The organism is Streptococcus sp. NLN64, from assembly GCF_015831295.1.
GTDB lineage: Bacteria > Bacillota > Bacilli > Lactobacillales > Streptococcaceae > Streptococcus.
The window spans coordinates 1-20,664 of sequence record NZ_JADXDQ010000010.1; the positions used below are offsets into that span (position 1 = coordinate 1).

General features: G+C 40.4%; 20 protein-coding genes. 3 read left to right on the forward strand and 17 right to left on the reverse strand.

Annotated features, from left to right (window positions below; translation table 11 throughout):
- Positions 1-164: 164 nt before the first annotated feature.
- The gene (locus I2503_RS02550; RefSeq protein ID WP_196966916.1) at positions 165-635 is read right to left on the reverse strand and encodes a cytidine/deoxycytidylate deaminase family protein; all 471 of its coding nucleotides are present in this window, start codon (positions 633-635) and stop codon (positions 165-167) included.
- Positions 636-759: 124 nt separating this feature from the next.
- Between I2503_RS02550 and I2503_RS02555 the strand changes: the two genes are divergently transcribed.
- Positions 760-1,605 carry a DegV family protein gene (locus I2503_RS02555; RefSeq protein ID WP_196966917.1) on the forward strand — a complete coding sequence of 282 codons (846 nt, stop codon included), beginning with the start codon at positions 760-762 and terminating at the stop codon, positions 1,603-1,605.
- A 137-nt stretch (positions 1,606-1,742) separates the two neighbouring features.
- On the opposite strand, the gene I2503_RS02560 is transcribed toward I2503_RS02555, so the two are convergent.
- Positions 1,743-2,105, reverse strand: a complete 363-nt coding sequence (locus I2503_RS02560) for a DUF1304 family protein (RefSeq protein ID WP_196092014.1) — start codon at positions 2,103-2,105, stop codon at positions 1,743-1,745.
- 111 nt (positions 2,106-2,216) lie between these two features.
- Between I2503_RS02560 and I2503_RS02565 the strand changes: the two genes are divergently transcribed.
- The gene (locus tag I2503_RS02565; RefSeq protein WP_196966918.1) at positions 2,217-3,008 is read left to right on the forward strand and encodes a pseudouridine synthase; all 792 of its coding nucleotides are present in this window, start codon (positions 2,217-2,219) and stop codon (positions 3,006-3,008) included.
- A gap of 44 nt (positions 3,009-3,052) precedes the next feature.
- Positions 3,053-3,940 carry a cation diffusion facilitator family transporter gene (locus I2503_RS02570; RefSeq protein ID WP_196966919.1) on the forward strand — a complete coding sequence of 296 codons (888 nt, stop codon included), beginning with the start codon at positions 3,053-3,055 and terminating at the stop codon, positions 3,938-3,940.
- Between the two features lie 44 nt (positions 3,941-3,984).
- Here the strand turns inward: I2503_RS02570 and I2503_RS02575 are convergent, their stop codons facing one another.
- The 15 genes from I2503_RS02575 to I2503_RS02650 form a co-directional block, all read right to left on the reverse strand.
- The gene (locus I2503_RS02575; RefSeq protein ID WP_196966920.1) at positions 3,985-4,194 is read right to left on the reverse strand and encodes a hypothetical protein; all 210 of its coding nucleotides are present in this window, start codon (positions 4,192-4,194) and stop codon (positions 3,985-3,987) included.
- Between the two features lie 104 nt (positions 4,195-4,298).
- A complete protein-coding gene (locus I2503_RS02580; protein ID WP_196092010.1) occupies positions 4,299-4,508 on the reverse strand; it encodes a hypothetical protein in 210 nt (69 codons plus the stop codon).
- A 14-nt stretch (positions 4,509-4,522) separates the two neighbouring features.
- Complete coding sequence (locus I2503_RS02585; protein ID WP_196966921.1) at positions 4,523-5,086, reverse strand: hypothetical protein; 564 nt, start codon at positions 5,084-5,086, stop codon at positions 4,523-4,525.
- A gap of 188 nt (positions 5,087-5,274) precedes the next feature.
- A complete protein-coding gene (locus I2503_RS02590) occupies positions 5,275-5,460 on the reverse strand; it encodes a hypothetical protein (RefSeq protein WP_196966922.1) in 186 nt (61 codons plus the stop codon).
- 129 nt (positions 5,461-5,589) lie between these two features.
- Positions 5,590-6,486: a hypothetical protein gene (locus tag I2503_RS02595; RefSeq protein WP_196966923.1), complete on the reverse strand. Its 897-nt coding sequence runs from the start codon at positions 6,484-6,486 to the stop codon at positions 5,590-5,592.
- A 43-nt stretch (positions 6,487-6,529) separates the two neighbouring features.
- Positions 6,530-8,131: a type I restriction-modification system subunit M gene (locus I2503_RS02600; protein WP_196966924.1), complete on the reverse strand. Its 1,602-nt coding sequence runs from the start codon at positions 8,129-8,131 to the stop codon at positions 6,530-6,532.
- Between the two features lie 148 nt (positions 8,132-8,279).
- Positions 8,280-9,506, reverse strand: coding sequence for a restriction endonuclease subunit S (locus I2503_RS02605; protein ID WP_247644669.1), 1,227 nt, complete (start codon positions 9,504-9,506; stop codon positions 8,280-8,282).
- Between the two features lie 69 nt (positions 9,507-9,575).
- Positions 9,576-10,640, reverse strand: coding sequence for an AbiH family protein (locus I2503_RS02610; RefSeq protein WP_196966926.1), 1,065 nt, complete (start codon positions 10,638-10,640; stop codon positions 9,576-9,578).
- A 3-nt stretch (positions 10,641-10,643) separates the two neighbouring features.
- A complete protein-coding gene (locus tag I2503_RS02615; protein WP_196966927.1) occupies positions 10,644-13,613 on the reverse strand; it encodes a type I restriction endonuclease subunit R in 2,970 nt (989 codons plus the stop codon).
- An 856-nt stretch (positions 13,614-14,469) separates the two neighbouring features.
- The gene (locus I2503_RS02625; protein ID WP_196092074.1) at positions 14,470-15,084 is read right to left on the reverse strand and encodes a TIGR01906 family membrane protein; all 615 of its coding nucleotides are present in this window, start codon (positions 15,082-15,084) and stop codon (positions 14,470-14,472) included.
- Positions 15,077-15,844: a TIGR01457 family HAD-type hydrolase gene (locus I2503_RS02630; RefSeq protein WP_196092073.1), complete on the reverse strand. Its 768-nt coding sequence runs from the start codon at positions 15,842-15,844 to the stop codon at positions 15,077-15,079. The genes I2503_RS02625 and I2503_RS02630 overlap by 8 nt, the downstream gene beginning before the upstream one ends.
- A complete protein-coding gene (locus I2503_RS02635; RefSeq protein WP_196966928.1) occupies positions 15,837-16,574 on the reverse strand; it encodes an acyl-ACP thioesterase domain-containing protein in 738 nt (245 codons plus the stop codon). Before I2503_RS02635 ends, I2503_RS02630 begins: the two co-directional genes overlap by 8 nt.
- A 2-nt stretch (positions 16,575-16,576) precedes the next feature.
- Positions 16,577-17,707, reverse strand: coding sequence for a radical SAM family heme chaperone HemW (gene hemW / locus I2503_RS02640; RefSeq protein ID WP_196966929.1), 1,131 nt, complete (start codon positions 17,705-17,707; stop codon positions 16,577-16,579).
- A 921-nt stretch (positions 17,708-18,628) separates the two neighbouring features.
- A complete protein-coding gene (locus I2503_RS02645) occupies positions 18,629-19,858 on the reverse strand; it encodes a GHKL domain-containing protein (RefSeq protein ID WP_196966930.1) in 1,230 nt (409 codons plus the stop codon).
- On the reverse strand, positions 19,845-20,564 hold the full coding sequence (locus tag I2503_RS02650) for a LytTR family DNA-binding domain-containing protein (protein WP_196092069.1): 720 nt from the start codon (positions 20,562-20,564) through the stop codon (positions 19,845-19,847). Before I2503_RS02650 ends, I2503_RS02645 begins: the two co-directional genes overlap by 14 nt.
- Positions 20,565-20,664 lie beyond the last annotated feature (100 nt).

The following is a 20,664-nucleotide window of genomic DNA, read 5'->3' on the forward strand; positions in this document are numbered from 1 at the left end:
TCCTCAACTTCGGATAAATTTTGACAGTCCTTTAATTTCTCGAAAATCTCTGATACAATAGTCATAGGTTCTATATCCTTTCGGGTTGATTTTGCACTTCCTAGGATATAGGACTTTTTTATTTTTTTCAATCGGCTACCGAGAATTATTTTACACTAACGCGGCTATTGGAAGAATCCACTTTCCTGCACAGCTTTCTGTACTTGATTCAAGGGGATTTGTAAGAGGGTGACTCCTTTTTGTTGGTACAATTTTTGAGCATAATCATCCATTCGGTAATCATGGATATAGACCACTCGAGAACACCCAACCTGCATTAACTGTTTGGAACAATTAAGACAGGGAAAATGGGTGACGTAAGCCGTAAAATCTCTTGGGATGCCCCGTTCTGCACCTTGTAAAATCGCATTTACCTCTGCATGCAAGGTCCGGACACAGTGCCCCTCTACAACCAGGCATCCCTGGTCCGTACAGTGTTCGGTTCCGGAAACGGAACCGTTATAACCTGTGGAAACCACCTTATGATCGTGGACCAAAACTGCCCCAACTTGAGCTCGAGTACAGGTTGAGCGGTTGGATATTAAGAGAGCCTGGGCTGCAAAATACTCATCCCAGGCCAGTCGTTGATGTGACATACCTTTTCCTCCTGAGTACAAGACAATTATAGCATATTCCCTTTTTCTTTTGATTTTAGCTTAAAATATGATATACTCAAAAAGACAAAAGTATAATAAGTGTACAATTTTAAGGAGTAACGGTATGAAGTGGAAAATTATTGCGGACTCGGCGTGTAATTATCGTGAGTTGGAACACCTCGCGTCCAACACGAGTTTTGAATCGATCCCTATGTATGTGCAAGTTGGCGATAAGACCTTTGCAGATAAACAGAGCTTGGATATTGATTTTATGATGGAAGTCATGTATGCCAGTGAACAGGCTTCGAAGTCTGCCTGTCCAAGCCCAGACCAGTACCTCCAAGCCTTTGGGGATGCTGACGCCATCTTTGTAGTGACCATTACTGGTGCCCTATCCGGCAGCAACAATGCTGCGCGATTGGCACGAGAAATTTATCTAGAAAGTCATCCAGATGCCAAGGTTCACGTAATTGACAGCCTCTCAGCTGGTGGGGAGATGGACCTCTTGGTCTACCAACTCAATGACTACATCAAACAAGGTTTGACTTATCCTGAAATCGTCGCTGCCATTGATGATTATCAAAAACAAAGCAAATTGATTTTTGTCCTAGAAAAAGTAGATAATCTGGTCAAAAACGGCCGCCTCAACAAAATCGTTGGGAAAGTCGTTGGCCTCCTCAACATCCGCATGGTCGGCCAAGCCAGCAGCAAAGGGGAACTCGAACTCCTTCAAAAAGCGCGTGGAAATAAAAAAGCCGTCTCTACCACCTGGGCAGAAATGCAAAAGGCGGGCTATCAAGGCGGTCGCATCCACATGTCACACCGCAGTAATCCTGAGTTTTGCCAAGATCTAAGCAAACTCATTTGGTCTGAATATCCTCAAGCCGATATCCACATTCTCCCAACGTCAGGAATCTGTAGCTTCTACGCTGAAGAGGGTGGAATCCTGATTGGTTACGAGACAAACTAATTCTAAATAAAACTCTGAATATAGAAAAATAGCTTAGAATCAGCTTTTATAAGACAATGATTCTAAGCTATTTTTATCTGCTCAAAATGGAACAAGAAAATCTCTCCTACCTCAATAGGCTTTCCCTACATTTTAAATTAGAAAAACAAGAGACTCAAAAGTGCCAAAAATGGAAGTGTACCTTGTTTCATCAAAATAGATGGGCTACTAGTTGCTCCCCCATAAGCTGCAACAACCAAAATATTTACAAGAAAAACAATTGCCACTTCACGTCCATTGGGACTAAAGAAAGCCGCATACAAAAGAGCTAATCCAATGAAACCGTTATAGACCCCTTGATTTTTCATCAAAACATTCATGGATTTTGCTTCTAATTCTTCCTTGCTAATACTGAAGACTTTACTAGTACGATCAGAAGCTGTCGCAATTGTTTCCAAATAGAAAATAAAGAAAAACAAAGCTGCAGATAGCACTAATAAAACTTGTGAAATAATCGACATAAGATTCTCCTTTCAAAAAACTTTACTAGTATAGCAAAATCCAATGTCCTCTTCAAGCACAAAAACTTGAAAAAACGCTACCCTTTACAGAAAATTTGTTACAATGGAGGCATGAGAATCGATCAACTGTTGGCCAACACTTATAGCCGAAAAGACATGAAGCGAGCCTTAGCTAAAGGGCAAATTCTAGTCGACGGCAAGCCCTCAAAATCCCTAGCTCAAAATGTCGACACGGATCTTCAAGAAGTCACGATTGAGGGGAAGCCAGCCCCATCAACAAACCACCACTATTGGTTACTTCACAAACCAAGGGGTGTCGTTACCGCCAATCAGGATAGACACCATGCTACTGTTTTTGATTCCCTAGCAAGGTCCGATTGGAATCCCGACCTCTACGCTGTCGGTCGTCTGGATAGGGACACCTCCGGACTACTCTTGCTGACGGATAACGGTCCACTTGGCTACCAATTACTCCACCCTGATGCCCATATCACCAAGACCTACCAAGTCCAGGTCAATGGTCCCCTACATGCCGACCTGCCAGACCTCTTTACAACAGGGATCATCTTTGACGATGGCTACCAGTGTCTACCGGCAAAACTGACCACCCAAGATTCTAACCTCAACCAGAGCCAAGCCCTCATCAGCCTGGCCGAAGGTAAGTTCCATCAGGTTAAAAAAATGTTCCTAGCCGTTGGTGTCAAAGTCATAAGCCTCAAACGAATTCAATTCGGTCCTTTCCAATTGGATACAAGCCTTCCCTACGGAAGCTACCGAGGATTAACTGCAGACGAAAAAACTCAACTAATTCAGCTTTTATACTCTTTTAGTTTATCTTTTATTACTGTGTTAGCTCGTCTTGCCGTACTTCAGTACTGTCTACGACTCGCTGCCTTGTACTAAAAGTAAACTAAAAGACTATAGAAGCAACTAGATAGGAAAAAATTATGAAAAACAGCTCTAAAACCACCTTTATCGCCTTTATCCTAAACCTCTCCTTCGCCATTCTTGAAGCCATTTTCGGCGTGCTTTTCCAGTCTTCTGCCGTCCTCGCCGACGCAGTTCATGATTTCGGAGATGCCATGGCGATCGGACTTTCAGCCTATTTGGAAAAAATCTCTGACAAACAGACCGACCTGCGTTACACCCTGGGCTACAAACGCTATAGCATCTTAGCAGCCCTGGTCACCGCTACTATCCTCATTACCGGTTCCACCATCCTGCTCATTGAAAATACACCGAAAATTTTCAACCCACCGGTTGTGAACAGCCAAGGAACCCTTGTCCTAGCCATTTTAGCTATCCTCATCAACGGCTTGGCTGCCCGCATGGTTCACAAAGGTGAAACCGCCAACCAGCAAATCCTCACCCTCCATTTCCTAGAAGATATCCTCGGTTGGGTCGCCGTCCTCCTCGTCAGCATCGTCCTCCAGTTTACCGACTGGTATTTCCTCGATCCCCTGCTCTCCGTTGCCATCTCCCTTTTCATCCTCAGCCAATCCCTTCCTAAGTTCCTAGCCAATCTTCAAATTTTTCTTGAAAAAGCGCCAGAAGACCTCAATCTGGAAGGTTTACGCGAGCAACTCGAAAAAATGGAAGGTGTCTACCAAGTCAACCAGCTTAACGTCTGGACCATGGATGGCCTACGCCACGTTGCAATGCTGCACCTCCACATCGCCCAAGGGACAGATGAACGCCTCCTCAAAGACCAAGTTCACCACCTCCTACAAGCCCAAAACATCGAAGAAAGCGCCGTCGAATTCGACTACTCCAGCTTCGAGCACCAACATCACACCGAAAAACTCGACATCCACGACCTCGGACATCATCATTAAACAGAAAAAGTCTGGCAGACTAATAAACTGCCAGACTTTTTCTGTTAGGCTTCCTCTTCCAAACTCGCCAGTAACTGACGCTCGTACTCCGCCATCCACTCTAAATCTCCGAGATATTCACTTGGTAATGGAAGCTCATCATAAGGAATAACGGGTCCGTCCCCAAATCGAACACCCGGCGTGGGAGAATTTAAAGTATATTTTATTCCATGTTCATCCATTAACTTTGTAAGATCTTCAAGTGTTAATTCCATCGATTACCTCCCCTACTTAAAAAGAAATCCTTAGCAAAAAGGAATTGACAGTCATAACGATCCAATTAATCTAAGAAATCTCAAGGTAATTAGAAACAATCCAGTTATGACTCCTCTTCCAAACTCGCCAGTAACTGACGCTCGTACTCCGCCATCCACTCTAAATCTCCTAAATATTCACTCGGCAATGGAAGTTCATCAAATCTTTTAAAAGACCCATCTCTAAAATGAATTCCTGGAGTGGGGGAATCAAATTTGTATTCGAAGCCATACTCATCAAAGAGCTTTGCTAGTTCTTCTCGTGTAAGATTCATAAACTACCTCCAAACTAGATATCTAGAATTTTTATCCTAGAAAAAGGAATGATAGACTGATCAAACACACACAGTTGATCCGACAACTGCGCGAAGCGACTCAACCCAATCTCCTTTTTCGTAGATAAAAAGGTTCGACGAACAGCCTTGTACTGTTTATTCCCTAACATAAATGAGTCTAATAGGAAGCAATGGAAATTCTGAGTTCCCGTATTCCCTAACTCTACCAAAACTTTACCAATCTTTGAAATCAATTCCTCCGCAAATTTATCCAAGATTTCTAAATCTCGAATTGAATTTAAATTCAAAAGCTCATTTCTAGTGATCGTTAACGGAAAATATAAAACCGCTGGTAGGTTGGTTCCCCTATGACCACCCTTACTGGCCCACCACTTGGCTTGATATTCATCATCCACGAAAAAATAGACACCATTTCCTAACCAGTGATTGGGACGAGGTCGAAACCTGAATTCTTGTTCCGAGAATATAGACTTGGCATTTCCTAGTTTAGTCCCATGAAAACAACCCAAAGTGATTTTCCGTTCCTCATTTAACACGACCGTCCTATTTTTTATCATATCAAATCCCTCCAATTTAACCAAATCATAACCTAAGATCTTACTTATTTATTCGGAGGAAAAATCAGATCTTGATTCCAAAACCATAGCAAAAAGCAGCAAATCAACATTTTGATAATGATTTGCTGCTTCGTGTAAAAAATAAAACTAAAGTAAATAGATAACAGGGATTTTCCAAAATGGATTTCTCACTTCTTAAATCTCTTTCGATACTCATCTTCAATGATGGCGTTTCGCTTCGCTTTCATAAAAGAAGATGAATAAGGTGTCGTAAGAAGAGCAAGAAAACCAACCACTACAAATAAGCCAATTGAGAATACAATCTCTTCAGTAGTCCAACCTTCCATAAAATCAAACCAATATTCTAAGTTCATACTGGGAGCCTCCTTTACCTCATCTGTTTAAAGATTTCAAAAAAACTTGCAAACTTCTTCTTGCAATACTAGTCTACCACAAAATCCAAGGAAGACACATAACTGATTGAACTTTCATGGAATAAAATGTCAATTATCTGCAAGAAGTTTCCTATCAAGTCTATTGGTTTTAATTGTCTTTTGAAACAACTTATCAAACGGTTTGAAATCGAATGACTCTTCCTCATCAATTGAATGTAGAACGTTACCTTGTAGCTCGGAGTATTGTCCAGCAAATACTACAAAGATTGGAATTTCAAACTCTTCGTTCTCACCCATGATTTCTTTTTCTTTATAAATTTGATTTTTAAAGGCAATGGAAGTCAAATTTGCACAAATGTTTTGATAGATTTTATGGATTCTCGTATATTGATCAATATAACTCTTTTGCGTATTGGGAAAGAGTTCTCCACCATTCAAAGCTAATAAAATTGTTTCAGCTCCAATCTCAATCTTCCCAAATAGATCAATATTTGATGCTATTGCTTCCTCATAATCCAATGCTTGTTCGGGATAATATGTGATCAAAAAATTCGTTGTCATTCTAAGCAATTCAAACTCCTTACCATTCCTTAACATATAAAAGCTAGAAAATTCATCTTTAGCAGTAACAGCTCTATCCAGTAACACCATCCTTTCTATATCTGTTGGATGTATTTCCAGATAGTTATTTAAACGTGTTTCCAATTGCTCCCAAAATACTATAATGCTTGCTCCTGCATCAGAAGATTTTTCATCTAATTCTCGAATGATTCCATCTGAATAAGTATGTTCTTCAAGAAATAAATTTGAAGCAGACAGCCAAAAATCATAGTCCTCCTCAAAACTTTTAAAGATTGGGCTTGAAACTTCCTCATCACTATCCTTATCACTACTTGCTTGTGCATCAATTTCTCGATGACTATTTTCTTCCGAATCCGTTGACAAAATCATCACAACAAAAAAGGAAGCTACAACCAGAATCACTATTCCCCAAAACAATTTCACGTTCTCCTTTTCATAAAATCAAACATTAATTCCATCCTTAATATTACATCTTCAAAAACCGTTCCCGAAAGGCATCCAGTTCTGCCTGAGCTTCTGGATTGGTACCAACCAATTGAGACATCATTTCTTGCAGTTGTGCTCGTGTCTCCGCAATCTCTTTTTCAGTCTCTTCCAATTTAAGAACTAATTCCGATAGAGGTTCTACCTCCTCCTCCTCGAAGGTATCCACATAACGAGGGATGTTTAGGTTAAAATCATTTTCCTGAATTTCTTCAAAGGAAGCCAAGTGGGCAAACTTCTCGATATCCTCGCGCTTTTGATAAGCCTCTAGAATTTTCTCAATATGAGCCTCTCTCATGAAATTCTGGTTTTTAGCCTTTTCAAATTCCTTGGAAGCATCAATAAAGAGCACATCCTTGCTAGTCCGATTTTTCTTCAAAATAATAATTGTTGTCGGAATAGAGGTATTGAAGAAGATATTGGCTGGAAGACCGATTACCGTATCAATCGCTCCTTCTTCCAATAAGTGCTTCCGAATTTTAAGCTCAGCCGCACCCCTGAAGAGCACCCCGTGAGGCAACACAATGGCCATAACTCCATTGTGTTTTAAATGGTAAAAACCATGAAGGAGAAAGGCAAAGTCAGCCTTGGATTTCGGAGCCAAAACGCCAAAATTTGAAAATCGAGGATCTTGTAAAAATCCCTTATCCGCTGACCATTTCTGAGAATAAGGTGGATTCATCAAGACACCATCAAAATTCGTCGGTTCCGAAGTCGGCCAATCGGCATCCAAGGTGTCACCAACATGTAATTTCTGATTCTCAATGGCTACCCCATGCAACATCATGTTCATCCGAGCCAGGTTAAAGGTTGAAGTATTGATTTCTTGACCAAAATAAGAAACTGTTGCAGCCTCATTACTGTAGCGCTTGGCATTCAAAAGCAAGGAACCAGAACCCATGGTTGGATCGTACAAACTCATCCCTTTCTGATTCTCACGCCCCATAAAAACAATTTGAGTCATCAATTGAGAAACAGCTTGGGGGGTATAGAATTCCCCAGCCTTCTTACCCGAATCAGAGGCAAATTGACCAATCAAATATTCATAGGCATCCCCCAGAATATCTCCCTCATGAAGTTCCATTTGAATCTCATTCAATTCTTTCATGACCTCAGAAATAACCTGATTCTGCTTCTGTGGAGTAGCTCCTAATTTCTTTGAATAAAGATCAATATCCTCAAACAAATTTTCAAAAATCTCATTCGACTGCTCAATATCCCTAAAACCTTGAGCTAAATCTTCCAGTTGGAAGTCACCCGTATAAACACGAGACACTAAAGACGTAAAGGTCAAATTCGCTTCCAAAACATAACCCAGTTCATCTTGAAGAATATCCAGCAAATCCTCCCGCAGCTCCGCATCTTCCAAACTCTCCGCGAACAACTCCTGAGCCTGAACCAAATCCACAAACTCTACTTCCAAGTTCTCACACACCGCGTGCAAAAGCTTATCCGATAAATATTTATAAAAAATTAATCCCAACAGATAAGACTTATACTCATTCGCATCCATCTTACCCCGCAAAATATCCGCAGAATTCCAAAGCGTTTGATACAGTGATTTTGAATAATTCTCTTGTGACATACAAACTCCTTAATAAATTTAAAATAAAAACAAAGCTAATAACTTATACTCGAAACAGTTCAAAATCTGAAAAGGCAATCCGATGAAGACAGAACTAGGGGTTCGGCGAAGAGGATTAACACATTCAGATTTTGAAATGTAATGAGTATTAACGAGGAAACATAGACTTCAACAACGTCTGCTTCTGACTCTTCAACAAATCCACCTTACGTTGCTGAAGGGTGATGAGGTGGTCAAGGGTAGAGAAGAAGGATCCGATGGATTGTTGTTCTTTTAACGACGGGACTTTAGTCAATATTTTTCCAAACTCTGTTTTATTAACAATCTGCATAGTTCCAGATGCAGCCAAAGTTTGAATCATGAACTGAGACCAATAATAGGATGAAGTTAACAAAAAATAACTATCATAATTCTCAGTCGGTGTTAGTGCATTAATTTGCTGATTAAATGCAACTTTGCTTAATGTTAAAGCATTTTTTCCAATACTTGCGATACACGTAACGAGTATAGAACCAGAAGGAACGGTACGAGATTTAGATATGCCAATTTCTGACAATTGCTTCGAAGTACTATAGATTTTATTATGAGATATGTCAGAAGGTGTAACCCACATTAAACCACCTACTTCATAATTTATATTTTCAGTAGTTGACGGAGTATTACCAGTCACAATTTTTCCTAAATCTCCTAACTTCCGCTGTTCCCAAACGTTCGTAAATCCGTCAAAACGGACTCCCGGAATCGTTTCAGATTTTTTCGGAAATAGTTTTGAAAGCATTGTTTTCTTCGTTTCCTTTAAATAATCTAACTCACGCTGCTGAAGGGTGATGAGGTGATCTAATTTTCTTAAAAAAATCCCAATTTGTTCCTGTTCATCAAATGAAGGAATTGATAACTTCAAATTTTCCACAGCTGAGTAATTAACATACACCTGTGTTCCTCCCTGAACGATTTTTTTCACCCTTTCTCTAAAATCATTATTCAAAGTAAAATACGCGAAAAGTGCGTTAAATCTTTTACCAGGTGTGATAATTTCAGTTCGCTGATTAACAACAAATTGTTTATCTTCTTCTATAAAGAGTGTCCTACCAATTATAGAACCATTTGCTGTTTTATCATTCAAGACCATGGTGAGTTCGCCTGCATAAACAACACGAGAATCAGTTACTGCATTTGATAGTGCTCGAATGTTTTGATCAACGTATTTATTATCAAGTCCGTAGCTACCAATTGATATCACCTTATAGGTTCCATCCTGATCAAAATACTTCTCTATTGCAGTTCCACCTCTATGACTCGAAATCTCTTTTAGTCTTCGTTTTTCCCAACAATTATCAAATCCCTCAAAACGAAATTCAGGCACATTTCTTTGCATTTTCGATTCTCCTATCAATTTTTGTATCATTTTTCAGAGTTTATAAATATATTTGAAAGCTATCAAATCCTATATTTTAGAATCAATAACAATATCTCCGGAAGTATCAACAAACTGCAACTGGTCAGCCTTTTCCGCTCCCCACTTTTTAAGTTTTTTGATAATCATTGATCTTTGCTTTTCATCATAACAATCCACATAAATATCAACATTCTGCATTAATTCAAATATTTTTTCAAAGTATGGATCATCAACTCCAGGATAATCATCATCAATATCCGTTTTAATAGCTCCAACTCCTATAAAGTATATTTCTTCAATCTCAGTTATTTTTTCAAAAAAGTCGTTAGTTCTAGATCTATCCAGAATCTCTTTTACTGGTTTTTTAAGTTGCAAGACTAACTCATCAGTATAGTAACTAATATCGAGTGGATTATCATACTCTGTATCGTTACCTTTATGTCCGAAGATTATTTCATCTCCAATCTCACCGTGAATATGATAGATATTTTCTTGTTGGATATCATATAAATCCTCTAGGATAGTTGTGTAGTTAAATGTTAGGTAATAGCTGTCTTGATTTGAAACAATTGCTTTCTTTTTAATTTTTTCTACACATGAACCCATACATTCGTTCCACTCCTGATAAGTTTGCTCTATCCACTCTACAAAAAGAGAATTAATAGCTGCCACAAGAGGTAATAAGCTATTTCCTAATCCTTCAATATTACTTTCGGATTTAAAGCCGTCGACATCCCCTTCTCTATCTAAAACTAGCTCGAAATCAACTTCTGGATTTGCTAGTCCCACAATATCCTCTTCAAAGTCCGACCATGTTCGAGTGTCGCTCATTGTTTGAGACAGAAGTTGATAACACATCTGATTCCATTCCTGATTATCCGGTTCATACTCTTCGGGTAGACTTGAAATATCGAAATCTGAAATAACCCTCAAATCCTCCCAATCTTTTTCATTTAAAAAGTCAGCGATATCTACTTTTCCAGTAAGATTAGTCAATTCTTTACTAGTTCCAAATGCCTTCTCATACACGTATTTCTTAAAATATAGATAATCACTCTTAACACCATGTGCCAAATCAAATCCATTCCCAATAATAAATAGTTTTTTCTTCATATCCTACCTCCCAGTCAGTGGCAGTATATCCTGCTCAATCATATTTCGATAGTCATCTTTAACAGCTCGTTTATATTTAAGAAGGGATAGGGCTTGGTCTCCGTGTTGGGCTTTATAACTTTTGTGGTCATAGGTAGCGATGAGGTCTTTCTCACCGATTTGATTTTCTTGGCCGGGTCGGTAGTAGTCGACAATGAATTGTAATTCATCTGCGCCGATGCTCCATTCTGCTGCTTTATCAAGGACTTTTTGTCGGATAGTTTCTTCTCGTCTTTGTTCAAACAGATGGGCGAAGGATTGACCTTGGTATTGTTGGGGATTTTCTTGGACTTCTTGCCAGAATTCTTCCATTACTTGAGACAGAGGTCGGTTATTTTTACCTAAGTCTGCGATATAGTCTGCTACGACTTTTCCTTTGGAAAGGATGTCTTCTTGGTTGTTAACGACATTTTCCATGAGGGAAAGAATGTAATGGTAGTTGATTTCGTCTGTCCGAACGGATTCCAGTTCATACTCGATATCAAGTGGTTCAGGATCCTCTTCATCCTCAGGCTTACGTTGACGGAGTTCTTCGATTATATTTTGGTAGTGACCGCTATAGTCTTCAATATCTTCTCGGCTAAAACCTACGGATTCCAGAAGGTTTTCTCGTTCGTAATCGGAATAGACTTGAACAGAGGCAAATATTTTGTCAAATTCTTGAAAAGCCTTGACGAATCGTTTCAATTCAATGTCACTACTTTCCAATTCTGGAACTTGATTCGGACTTGGGGCAACTTCTCGAAGTTGAGCAACTTTATCAAGGAATTTTGCCTTTTCCTCTTCCCAAGATGGAGCCAAAACAGCTGTTTCTCCGCCATTTGAATAGAGATTAAGAGCTTCGTCCACTTTAGCCTTAAAGCGATCAGGGGTTTGGAAGGTAACGATTTGCCCGAATTCTTTAGACTTGTCAAATAAACGATTAGTACGGGAAAAAGCTTGAATCAGATGCTGTGGTTTCATGGGTTGGCGGTCGATAAAAATGGTTGATAGGCAGGGAGCATCGAAGCCGGTTAAAAGTCGATCGACCACAATAACTACATCCAATTGTTCTTCACGGAATGCAAATTTTTCTTTTTTCCGTGCCAACCGATCGTTCAAATCAGAATTATAAGAGGAGAGGTCAGCCACTCCAAAGTGAGTCCCAAACATGGCATTGTAATCTGCTAGCGTTTTAGCCATATGATCTTGGTTTGAGGAGGACATTTCTTCGTTTTCCGTCACCGAATAGGTAATCGCAACTTTCGGGAAGTCTGGAAGTTTTTCTTGAACGGATTTAGAAATTTTTAGACTCGTTTGACCTGCCTTAATCTTTTGGATTAAATCGTAATAGGCTTGCGCCCGCGCAATGGTTTTTACCGTTAAAAGTCCTTCATAGCTTTTGCCAACACCTTGATGTAAGCCAAGCTTGCGCTGGGATTTATTGAGAATAGCGTCTAAAACGGCCAGCATGTGTTCTTCTGAATCGTAAGCAGTATCGTCAATCAGCTCCTCTTCCATGTTTGTAATCGTCCGTTTGTACTCCACTTGGAAACCAAGGACGGCTTTATCATGTATCGCTTCTTTAATGGTGTAATGATGGAGACAGGGACCATACTGTTCCTCTGTCGTCTGTGCCAGGTCTCCTTTTTGTTCCCGTTTGTTGTCCTTGAAAATTGGCGTTCCCGTAAAGCCATACCAGAGTGATTGGAAAAAGAATTTTTCCAAGATGCGCTGGCGTTCTGGTGTCACAGCCCTGTGGCACTCATCCACAACAAAAGCCACTTTTAGCTCTCGAACTCTATTTAATTGACCAGCATGTCTCCCTTCCTCAAACTGGCGAAGCAGGGTATTTAATTTTTGAATGGTCGTAACGATTACACGCTGGTCTTCTGAAGCTAGATTCTTGAGCAGCTCACGTGTGTCATCTGTTTGATCAATATCAACAGTATCGTTCTCCGCATAGGATTCAAATGCTGCGGTTGTCTGTTGATCCAAGTCAGTACGGTCAATCAAAAAAATCGTTTTTCGAATAGTTGGAATCTGTAAGAGATTGCGACTTACCTTGTAAGAAGTCAGTGTTTTACCAGACCCAGTAGTATGCCAAATATAGCCTGATTTTTGTTCTTGACTGGCCTTCTTAATCGCTTCAATCGCATGTACTTGATAAGGTCGTAATAAAATCAAAGCCTTTTTATCATCGTCGATGACGCTATACTGCATCACCATTTGATGAGCCATTGGGATTGACAGGACCTCTTGAGCGAAATCGAAAAGATGTGGCATGGGTTGATTTTCTTTACTGACCCACTTGGTCAAAAACTGTGGGTTAATCTTTGAATCTTTGGCGGCTGCTATGTATCGTGTTTCCGTAATATTGGAAACAACAAACATTTGAAGGCATGAATAAATTCCCTTGAATTGTCCTTCCTTCTCGTATTTTCTCACCTGTCTCAAAGCATCCATGAAAGGTTTAGAACGAGATTTTAGCTCAATTTGAATCATGGGTAAACCATTAATCAAGAGAGTCACATCACCTCGTCTCTGCCGACTGGCTTCTCCTTTGGTCACAACCTGATTCACTAACTCGTAGCAGGATTTACCACCAGCAACATCCTCTCTCTGAACCACTACTAAGCGAATCCGACCAAGGCTGGCATCCTCCCTCTGAACCATCACTTTTGCGACCCCATTCTCTCCTGCTAGCCATTTAGCAGCCTCATAGAAGTTCGCAAAGTTCAATTGGTTTTTAATTTGATGTTTTTCTTGTTCCGTTAATGGATGATCAGATAGATATCGAACATTATTAGCAGCAAGGATTTTAAAAAAGTTTTCCCATAAATCCTCTACATCTCGAATGTCTGGACGATAGGTCCATTGACTTTCCCCTAAGGTCAAACGACGAATCAGTTCTTGTTCAAACTCCAACTCTAATCGCGGTTTGTTTTCTTTCACCAATTAGGCCACCCCATTTCTTTTTGAGGTACGCCAAAAAGCCTGCCCTAATAAAGAGCAGGTTTGATCTTGTATTTCAAAAAAATTCACTAAAACTAAGTTATATATATATATATATATATGTGTGTGTGTGCTGGGCGTTTCATCATCTGAAGATACTCCTATAGTTCATATCTAGTGCATATAGGCACAGGTCTGTTTCTATTTTATCGAATTCGGTCCAAACTGTCTATCTCTTTCTAAAATTAAGGAGGGGCTTCATCGGAATTTCAATCGATCTGTCCTCCCTCCCCTAACAATCAAAAAACCAGCCCCTTTACGGAACTGGCCTATTAGATTTTCAGGATAATGAGTTGACTTTATACTCTTTTAGTTTATCTTTTAATACTGTGTTAGCTCGTCTTGCCGTACCTCAGTACTGTCTTCGACTCGCTGCCTTGTACTAAAAGTAAACTAAAAGACTATACACTTTCAACCACTATTTCTTTGCCTTTAAGAAAATCATTTGCTATACTAGTTATGAAAGAGGTTGAGGTGCTAACTCAACCTCATCGTAGACCGTTGTAAAGACGGGACAAATTGATTGTCGACAAACAGCCGCTAATCACCTGTCAAGTTCATAGCGGCTGTTTGTCATTTTTTGTTCATATGGTTAATACATAAGACAATAAATGTCAACAGTGCCAGGAGTAAGATCCCGAATTGAAGCATTAGCCCTATGGCAGCTTCAACACTCATGCGAATTTCCTTTCTAGGTGGTTCCTGCATAAGCATCACCTCCAGATTCAGATTTTCGCCCCGCTTTGTAACTTTCTACTTTTCCAGTATACACTTTTCTCAAAGAGTTGTCGAAGATTTATCGGCGCTCTTTTCTTTTGGCATAAATGTACCAAGAAAGGAAATAAAGTTCATAGAGGATTCCACAGAAAACAAAAGCGAGCATAAAGGCATCCTGTGGCAGTAACAAAATAATCGGATCTTTTGCAGGATCAAAGAGCCAGCTGGAATCTCCTGGGAATAGGATTTGGTGGAACCAGATGAAGAACTGGTCAAATCCGACTAAGACTGCTAAAAAAGCAAGGCCTAGTGGAAGCAGGATCCACGTTCGGTACCAAGACGAGGGTAACCAGCGCCAAGGTTTGGTGATCACCATTCCAATACTTGTTCCGAGAAAAACCAATTGGCAGAAATGAAAGAGGAGTTTAACCACGAAAAAGTGGTAGAGTCCTGATTCCGAAGAGGGTAGGTCTGGAAACTTCAATTCTGTCACCCAGGGCAGGGTTAGGTAATCCATCAGAACGTCTACTTGCCGAGCTAAATCTTGGGCTGGCCTGCCTAGTCTACCTGGTAAATCCCAGACCTCTAGAAAGAGGGGGTAGCCTAGATCAAAAGCCAGGATGGTTAACAGAATGGAGGCAGACAGGCCCCAAAACACGAGAATCAGGCCTGTGCCCAGAATCCGCCTATTCATGGAAACTCCATTCCGCTAGGGAAGCCACCACATGGGTTGGGGGGATTGGCAAGTCAGGTACTTCTTCTGCTTGGGTAAATCCGGTCAGAACTAGTAGACTGGCAATGCCATTATCGATCCCTGCTCGGATATCGGTCATGTAATTATCCCCGACCATAACCACTTCTTCTTTGGTCAAGTCAATGCGTTCCAAGGCTTTTTCCATGATAATGGCTTGAGGTTTGCCGATATAGACAGGTTCCACCCGGGTGCTGGCTTGGATGAACCGAACGAGGGAACCAGCGCCTGGCAAGAGTCCTTCTTCTGTAGGGATATTCAGGTCTGGATTGGTTCCGATAAAATGGGCACCATTTTGGATAGCTAGACTGGCAATTTTAGCCTTCTCATAGGTTAAATCAGTATCCAATCCGACCACCACATAGGCTGGGTTAAGAGGATCTTCTTCAAAACCGGCTTCGGAGATGGCTGCCTTTAACCCGTCCTCACCAATGACGTAGGCGGTCTTCCCTAAATTTTTCTCCAACATATAATCCACTGTCGCAAGACTAGCGGTATAAATGGTAGAGAGGGGGACCGAGAGGCCGAAGCGCTCGGCCAACATGGTCTGGATGGCCTCAGGGCGGCGGGTGGTGTTATTGGTCACAAAGAGGTAGGGGATATCCCGTTTCTGCAACTCCTGGACAAAATCACGCGCCTCTGGGATCAGCTCCTTGCCCCGGTAAATGGTCCCATCTAAATCCAACAAATATCCCTTATACATCTTGATTCTCTCTCCATTCTACTTCAACTTGAGCCCGCAAATCGCCATCAGCATAGACTTCATGGCGCGACCGCCGACCCTCTACCTGCGTCTGCACGACAACCTCATCGGCTCTCCGAATTTCCTTCACATACTTAATCGCCACGCGCGCAACTTGGTGCTGCTCCAAAAAATTAAAACCCAAGCTGGCCATAGCCCACTCCAAATAATGTGCATTATTGACATGCCCATTCCGATCTATATGGAAAAAATGAAGGGGATGGATCACCTCTTCAAACTGCTCCAATGCCGCAAAAGAGTGGGGGTTCAGTCCCCGTTTTTGGAAAACCGAGCCATAGCGCTGGACCAGCTCCTCTGGAACCCGGCTGAGTTTTCGCTTGGACAAATCTAAAAGCGCAAACAAGGACTGCATCTCCAGCAAGACCTGACCGGATGTATCCATCACCCGAAAGCTCCGATGACAGAGAATCCGGTTGTGGGACAAGGCCTCGGTTTCTAGTAAAACTTCCTCGTCTAAACGAGGCAAGCGCGTGATTGTGACTTGGTGCTCCAAAACAATCCAGGCCAAGTCATAGCGATCAGCCAAGTCCTGGTCAGAAATCCCCAGCGCTTGTGATTGCCTACCAGAAAATTGCAATAAAAGACTGATAAAACGAGGCAGGGAAATCCGACCTGTCCTATCTACCCATTCAAATCGAATCGGAACTCGTTCTTGAAAAACTTTTCCCATATCTACTCCAGAATAAATCGTTCGGCTACTGTATCCCCTAAAAAGAGCCCCTTCTGGCTCGTTCGAAGCCGATCACCTTCCCGAATCAGTAAGCCTTCCTCCAGCAATTGGGCTACGACCTTACCATAGACTTCTTCAAAAGAACGTGCAAACTTCTGCTCAAATCGCTGAATCGAAACCCCGGACCGTTTGCGAAGTCCAAGGAAAAGCTCTTCTTCCATTTGTTCTTTGAGGCTGAGTTCTTCTTTATAGACACGCGCATCTCCAGCCGCAACCGCCTCTAAATAATGGCGGATAGGACCATGATTTCGGTAACGAACGCCATTTAAATAGCCCGAAGCTCCTGCTCCTAGACCGTAATACTCTGCATTATCCCAATACATGAGATTGTGACGGCTCTCATAACCAGGCCGGCAAAAATTGGAAATCTCATAATGATCAAAGCCAGACTCCTTGAGCCGATTGATAATATAGTGGAACATATCCACTTCCAAATCCTCCTGAGGGAGATTCAGTTGGCCCCGTCGCATCCGGTTCATAAAGACTGTATGATTTTCCAAAATCAAGGAATAGAGACTCATATGGGGAATATCCAAGGCCAAAGCCTTCTCCACATTGGTGACAACTTGGTCCATGGTTTGATTGGGCAAGGCATAAATCAAGTCAATGGAAATATTATGAAAACCTGCAGCCTTGAGCTGATCGATACTTTCATAAATATCCTTCTCCTGGTGCATCCGACCGATCTGCCGTAATTCTCGATCATCAAACGTCTGAACTCCAAGCGAGATCCGATTCAAGCCCGCCTTGGCCATCACATCAATCTTATCCTGAGACAAATCCCCCGGATTCGCCTCCAAGGTCCACTCCTGCACCTGGCTAATATCAAAAATCGACGCCAAGCCTTCCAAGAGGAACTCCAATTGCGGTGCCGACAAAGCTGACGGCGTTCCACCCCCGATATAAAGCGTATCTACAGGCCCCGGCTCATAAGCTCGAATCTCCTCCATCAAAGCCCGTAAATAATCATCTACCGGTTGGTTCTTAATAAAGACCTTAGAAAAATCACAGTAATGGCATATTTGTGTACAAAAAGGTATATGGACATAAGCTGCCCTTGGTTTAGTATTCATGCTTTCTATTATACGATAAATTTATACATTCAGATAGCCCTTTCGGATATCAAAAAAGACCCTAATCACTAGAGTCTACATCTAATGTTTGAGGTACTGCGCCTTTATACAAAACAATTTAGTTCAGCCAATACGATCTCTACCTTCTTATGTCATCCCCAATCTTTTATCAATCATTCTCAATTTTTTAAGATTCATTTTCGCTGCCTAATCAAGAATTTTTGGAATGGAGCTTCCATGTACATTAAGCGATAGGGAAGCAACGCTTATACTTTTAACAAAAAACGTATTTTATTCATCTATACTCCCTTCATTTCTATCATTAGACTTCCTGCAAAACACTGACGGAACTTGAGATTCATCGGAGTTATCATTTGAAAAAAGACTGAGTCACAAGATATTTCAGTGTGGTTATGCGATATATTCTGCTGTGAAATTGGATCATATACATTAGTTTCGCAGGAAGTCTAATATTTCAAGCAAAAACCTATTTAAAAATTCTGTAATTTCTTCTCAGCTATCGCTTCTGATAGAGTTTTAGAAAAGTTTAACCCTTATTCATTTCCCAATCGATCTCCCCATCTGGGAATCCTTATAAGTCTCTGACCAGATTTATCCATCTTTACATGAGATTCTTTTCTTTCCTTAACTTTTTCCAGCCATGAGAGGAAAGTAGCGCAACCATTTTCTTTTTCGACATAAGCATAGTGATTTTATCTCCTGACAAGAAAAGCACGCCATACGTGTAATACGTATTTAAATAAAAACCAAAGACTGGGAGCATCTAACCTCTGCATATTCATTCTTCAACAAGCATGTTCTAACTTTCTTCCATTACCTTAAAAATAGACTTAATCTTATCTAGAAATGGAACTGAAGACAAAAGTTGTAACCTACAATGCTTAAAAAGCAGCAGAAAAGTTAGTTGATCACACTTGTAACTAAATCCACACGAGGGAAAATAATTTCAACCTTATAGAAAGGGCCATCAGTTTCTTGATGGTAAAGACCACCGTTATTACTGACGAGTTTTCGAATATTTTTCGTTCCAAGACCACTCTTTTGACGGTGGACACGGCTGCTTTTTTCTTTAATATCAAAAGGATTCTGGATGGCAATCGTTAACTTGTTTTTAAAATAGTAAATCTGTAACTCTATAGGAGAAGCAGCAGTCTCAAGCCGAGCAACTGCCGCAATACTGTTATCCAGTAGATTCCCCAAGAGAATTGCAATGATATTTGGATTAAGCGCTATATTCTCAGGCAAGAGACAATGGATACGGACCTCTACACCAACTTTTTTCGCCTCACTCTGTTTCTGATTGAGCAAGTAATTCAAAGTACCGTCGTTCGTATAAAAAGTTTCTGAGGATTCCAAGCTAGCTAGATTTTGCCCCAGAACCTGTTTCACTTGGTCATACTTCTCTTCCTGCAGAAGAGCAAGGAGGGTCACATGATGATTTTTCAAATCATGTTTGAGTGCCCGAGTAGCCTTAGCGCTCTCAAGCAGTCCTTCCCATCTCTCCATTTCTGATTGTATTCGAATGCGCTCCACTTCTTCTTTCTGCATCCAATCATAGAAGAAAAGTACAAGTCCATTAATGATGAGCAGGCCAAAAGTTAAAATGAGTCTGTTTTGTTGTTGCGTCAATTCCAAAAATAGGAGAACTGCTGTAATGATTGGAACAATGGTCAATCTTAATATGCTAGCACCTCCCTCGGTTGGACGTAGAAATTGTTTTAAGAAAAAAGTTAGCAGTGCTCCCAGTAAAATCAGTAAATTGATGTAGATAAAAAGACTTTCAATGGTGTACAAATTGGCAATAAAATTCATCAGAACTAGTGCCAAACAGCTCTCTAGAAGTAAGCTTTGAGCTAAAAAGAAAAATGTCCAAAACACACCTTGTTTCCAAGAATGTCCGTAGATACGAGCTAAATAGAGATTCGCGACCCCTCCACAAAGGATAGAAACGATAGCCGCTAATGATAGATCTTGATAGTAGACATAGGCTTCCACTCCTACTAGTCCTACTAAAAACAGAATCTGTCTCCTGTTTGGGAATTTTGAATAGGATTCTTGATAGAAAAAGTAACCCATCATAAAGATATTTGCGATAGCTGTATAAATATGAAACAGACTAATTAAAACCATTTAGCTTCCTTAAAATTTGAAAGATCTGATTTGGAAGTTCTTTACGAAACTTCCGACTAATTGGTAAGGAGCTCCATCGACCATCTGGATGAGATAAGATGACATTCCCTCCCTCAAGTTTATAAAAATACTGAACATTAAAGATATAAGAATTATGAGACTGCACAAAATAGTTTGCAACTTGCTCTAATACTTCCTTCGTGGACATAAAGCAAGTATGGATTCCTGTCAAAGTATGAATGACAAGTTTACGCCCTTCCTTTTCGAAATATAAAATCTCCATCATGTGTAGATTATAATGAACATGATTGTAGGAGAAAGTAAAAAATCGTTTACTTAGGACTAAAACTTGTTCCGCCCGCTCCATCACTTGTTTAAGACGTTCTAATGCTAGTGGTTTTAATAAATAATCAAAGGGTTGAAGTGGAAAAATTTTTTCCATATACTCACGATGACTTGTTAGAAAGACTATCAGAATATCCGGATTTTGTTTGCGCAGTTTCGCAGCAACATCAATACCTGACTGTGAACCCAGTTCAATATCTAAAAAAAGAAGATGGTAATTAGATGCCCCAGATTGCAATAATTTTTCAGGTTTTTCATAAATATCTAACGTATAGTCTATTTCTGAAAAATTCTCTGCTAGCGCACATTCGACTATCGTACTTGCTTGAGGGTTATCATCGCAAATGGCTAGTTTAAGCAATATAAATCCACCTTCCTTGATAAATTATTGATTTTATTATACCAAAAATGACATAAAATCTGCAGTTTTTTACATAAGAATCTATGGCGACTCATTAAAA

Bases quoted from the DNA above. Each gene is read 5' to 3' on its own strand.
- I2503_RS02610 (WP_196966926.1), bottom strand. From the start codon at position 10,640: ATGAAGAAAAAACTATTTATTATTGGGAATGGATTTGATTTGGCACAT.
- I2503_RS02630 (WP_196092073.1), bottom strand. From the start codon at position 15,844: ATGTATAAGGGATATTTGTTGGATTTAGATGGGACCATTTACCGGGGC.
- I2503_RS02560 (WP_196092014.1), bottom strand. From the start codon at position 2,105: ATGTCGATTATTTCACAAGTTTTATTAGTGCTATCTGCAGCTTTGTTT.
- I2503_RS02570 (WP_196966919.1), top strand. From the start codon at position 3,053: ATGAAAAACAGCTCTAAAACCACCTTTATCGCCTTTATCCTAAACCTC.
- I2503_RS02555 (WP_196966917.1), top strand. From the start codon at position 760: ATGAAGTGGAAAATTATTGCGGACTCGGCGTGTAATTATCGTGAGTTG.
- I2503_RS02580 (WP_196092010.1), bottom strand. From the start codon at position 4,508: ATGAATCTTACACGAGAAGAACTAGCAAAGCTCTTTGATGAGTATGGC.
- I2503_RS02575 (WP_196966920.1), bottom strand. From the start codon at position 4,194: ATGGAATTAACACTTGAAGATCTTACAAAGTTAATGGATGAACATGGA.
- I2503_RS02585 (WP_196966921.1), bottom strand. From the start codon at position 5,086: ATGATAAAAAATAGGACGGTCGTGTTAAATGAGGAACGGAAAATCACT.
- hemW (WP_196966929.1), bottom strand. From the start codon at position 17,707: ATGAATACTAAACCAAGGGCAGCTTATGTCCATATACCTTTTTGTACA.
- I2503_RS02635 (WP_196966928.1), bottom strand. From the start codon at position 16,574: ATGGGAAAAGTTTTTCAAGAACGAGTTCCGATTCGATTTGAATGGGTA.
- I2503_RS02600 (WP_196966924.1), bottom strand. From the start codon at position 8,131: ATGTCACAAGAGAATTATTCAAAATCACTGTATCAAACGCTTTGGAAT.
- I2503_RS02605 (WP_247644669.1), bottom strand. From the start codon at position 9,506: ATGCAAAGAAATGTGCCTGAATTTCGTTTTGAGGGATTTGATAATTGT.
- I2503_RS02590 (WP_196966922.1), bottom strand. From the start codon at position 5,460: ATGAACTTAGAATATTGGTTTGATTTTATGGAAGGTTGGACTACTGAA.
- I2503_RS02625 (WP_196092074.1), bottom strand. From the start codon at position 15,084: ATGAATAGGCGGATTCTGGGCACAGGCCTGATTCTCGTGTTTTGGGGC.
- I2503_RS02565 (WP_196966918.1), top strand. From the start codon at position 2,217: ATGAGAATCGATCAACTGTTGGCCAACACTTATAGCCGAAAAGACATG.
- I2503_RS02550 (WP_196966916.1), bottom strand. From the start codon at position 635: ATGTCACATCAACGACTGGCCTGGGATGAGTATTTTGCAGCCCAGGCT.
- I2503_RS02645 (WP_196966930.1), bottom strand. From the start codon at position 19,858: ATGGTTTTAATTAGTCTGTTTCATATTTATACAGCTATCGCAAATATC.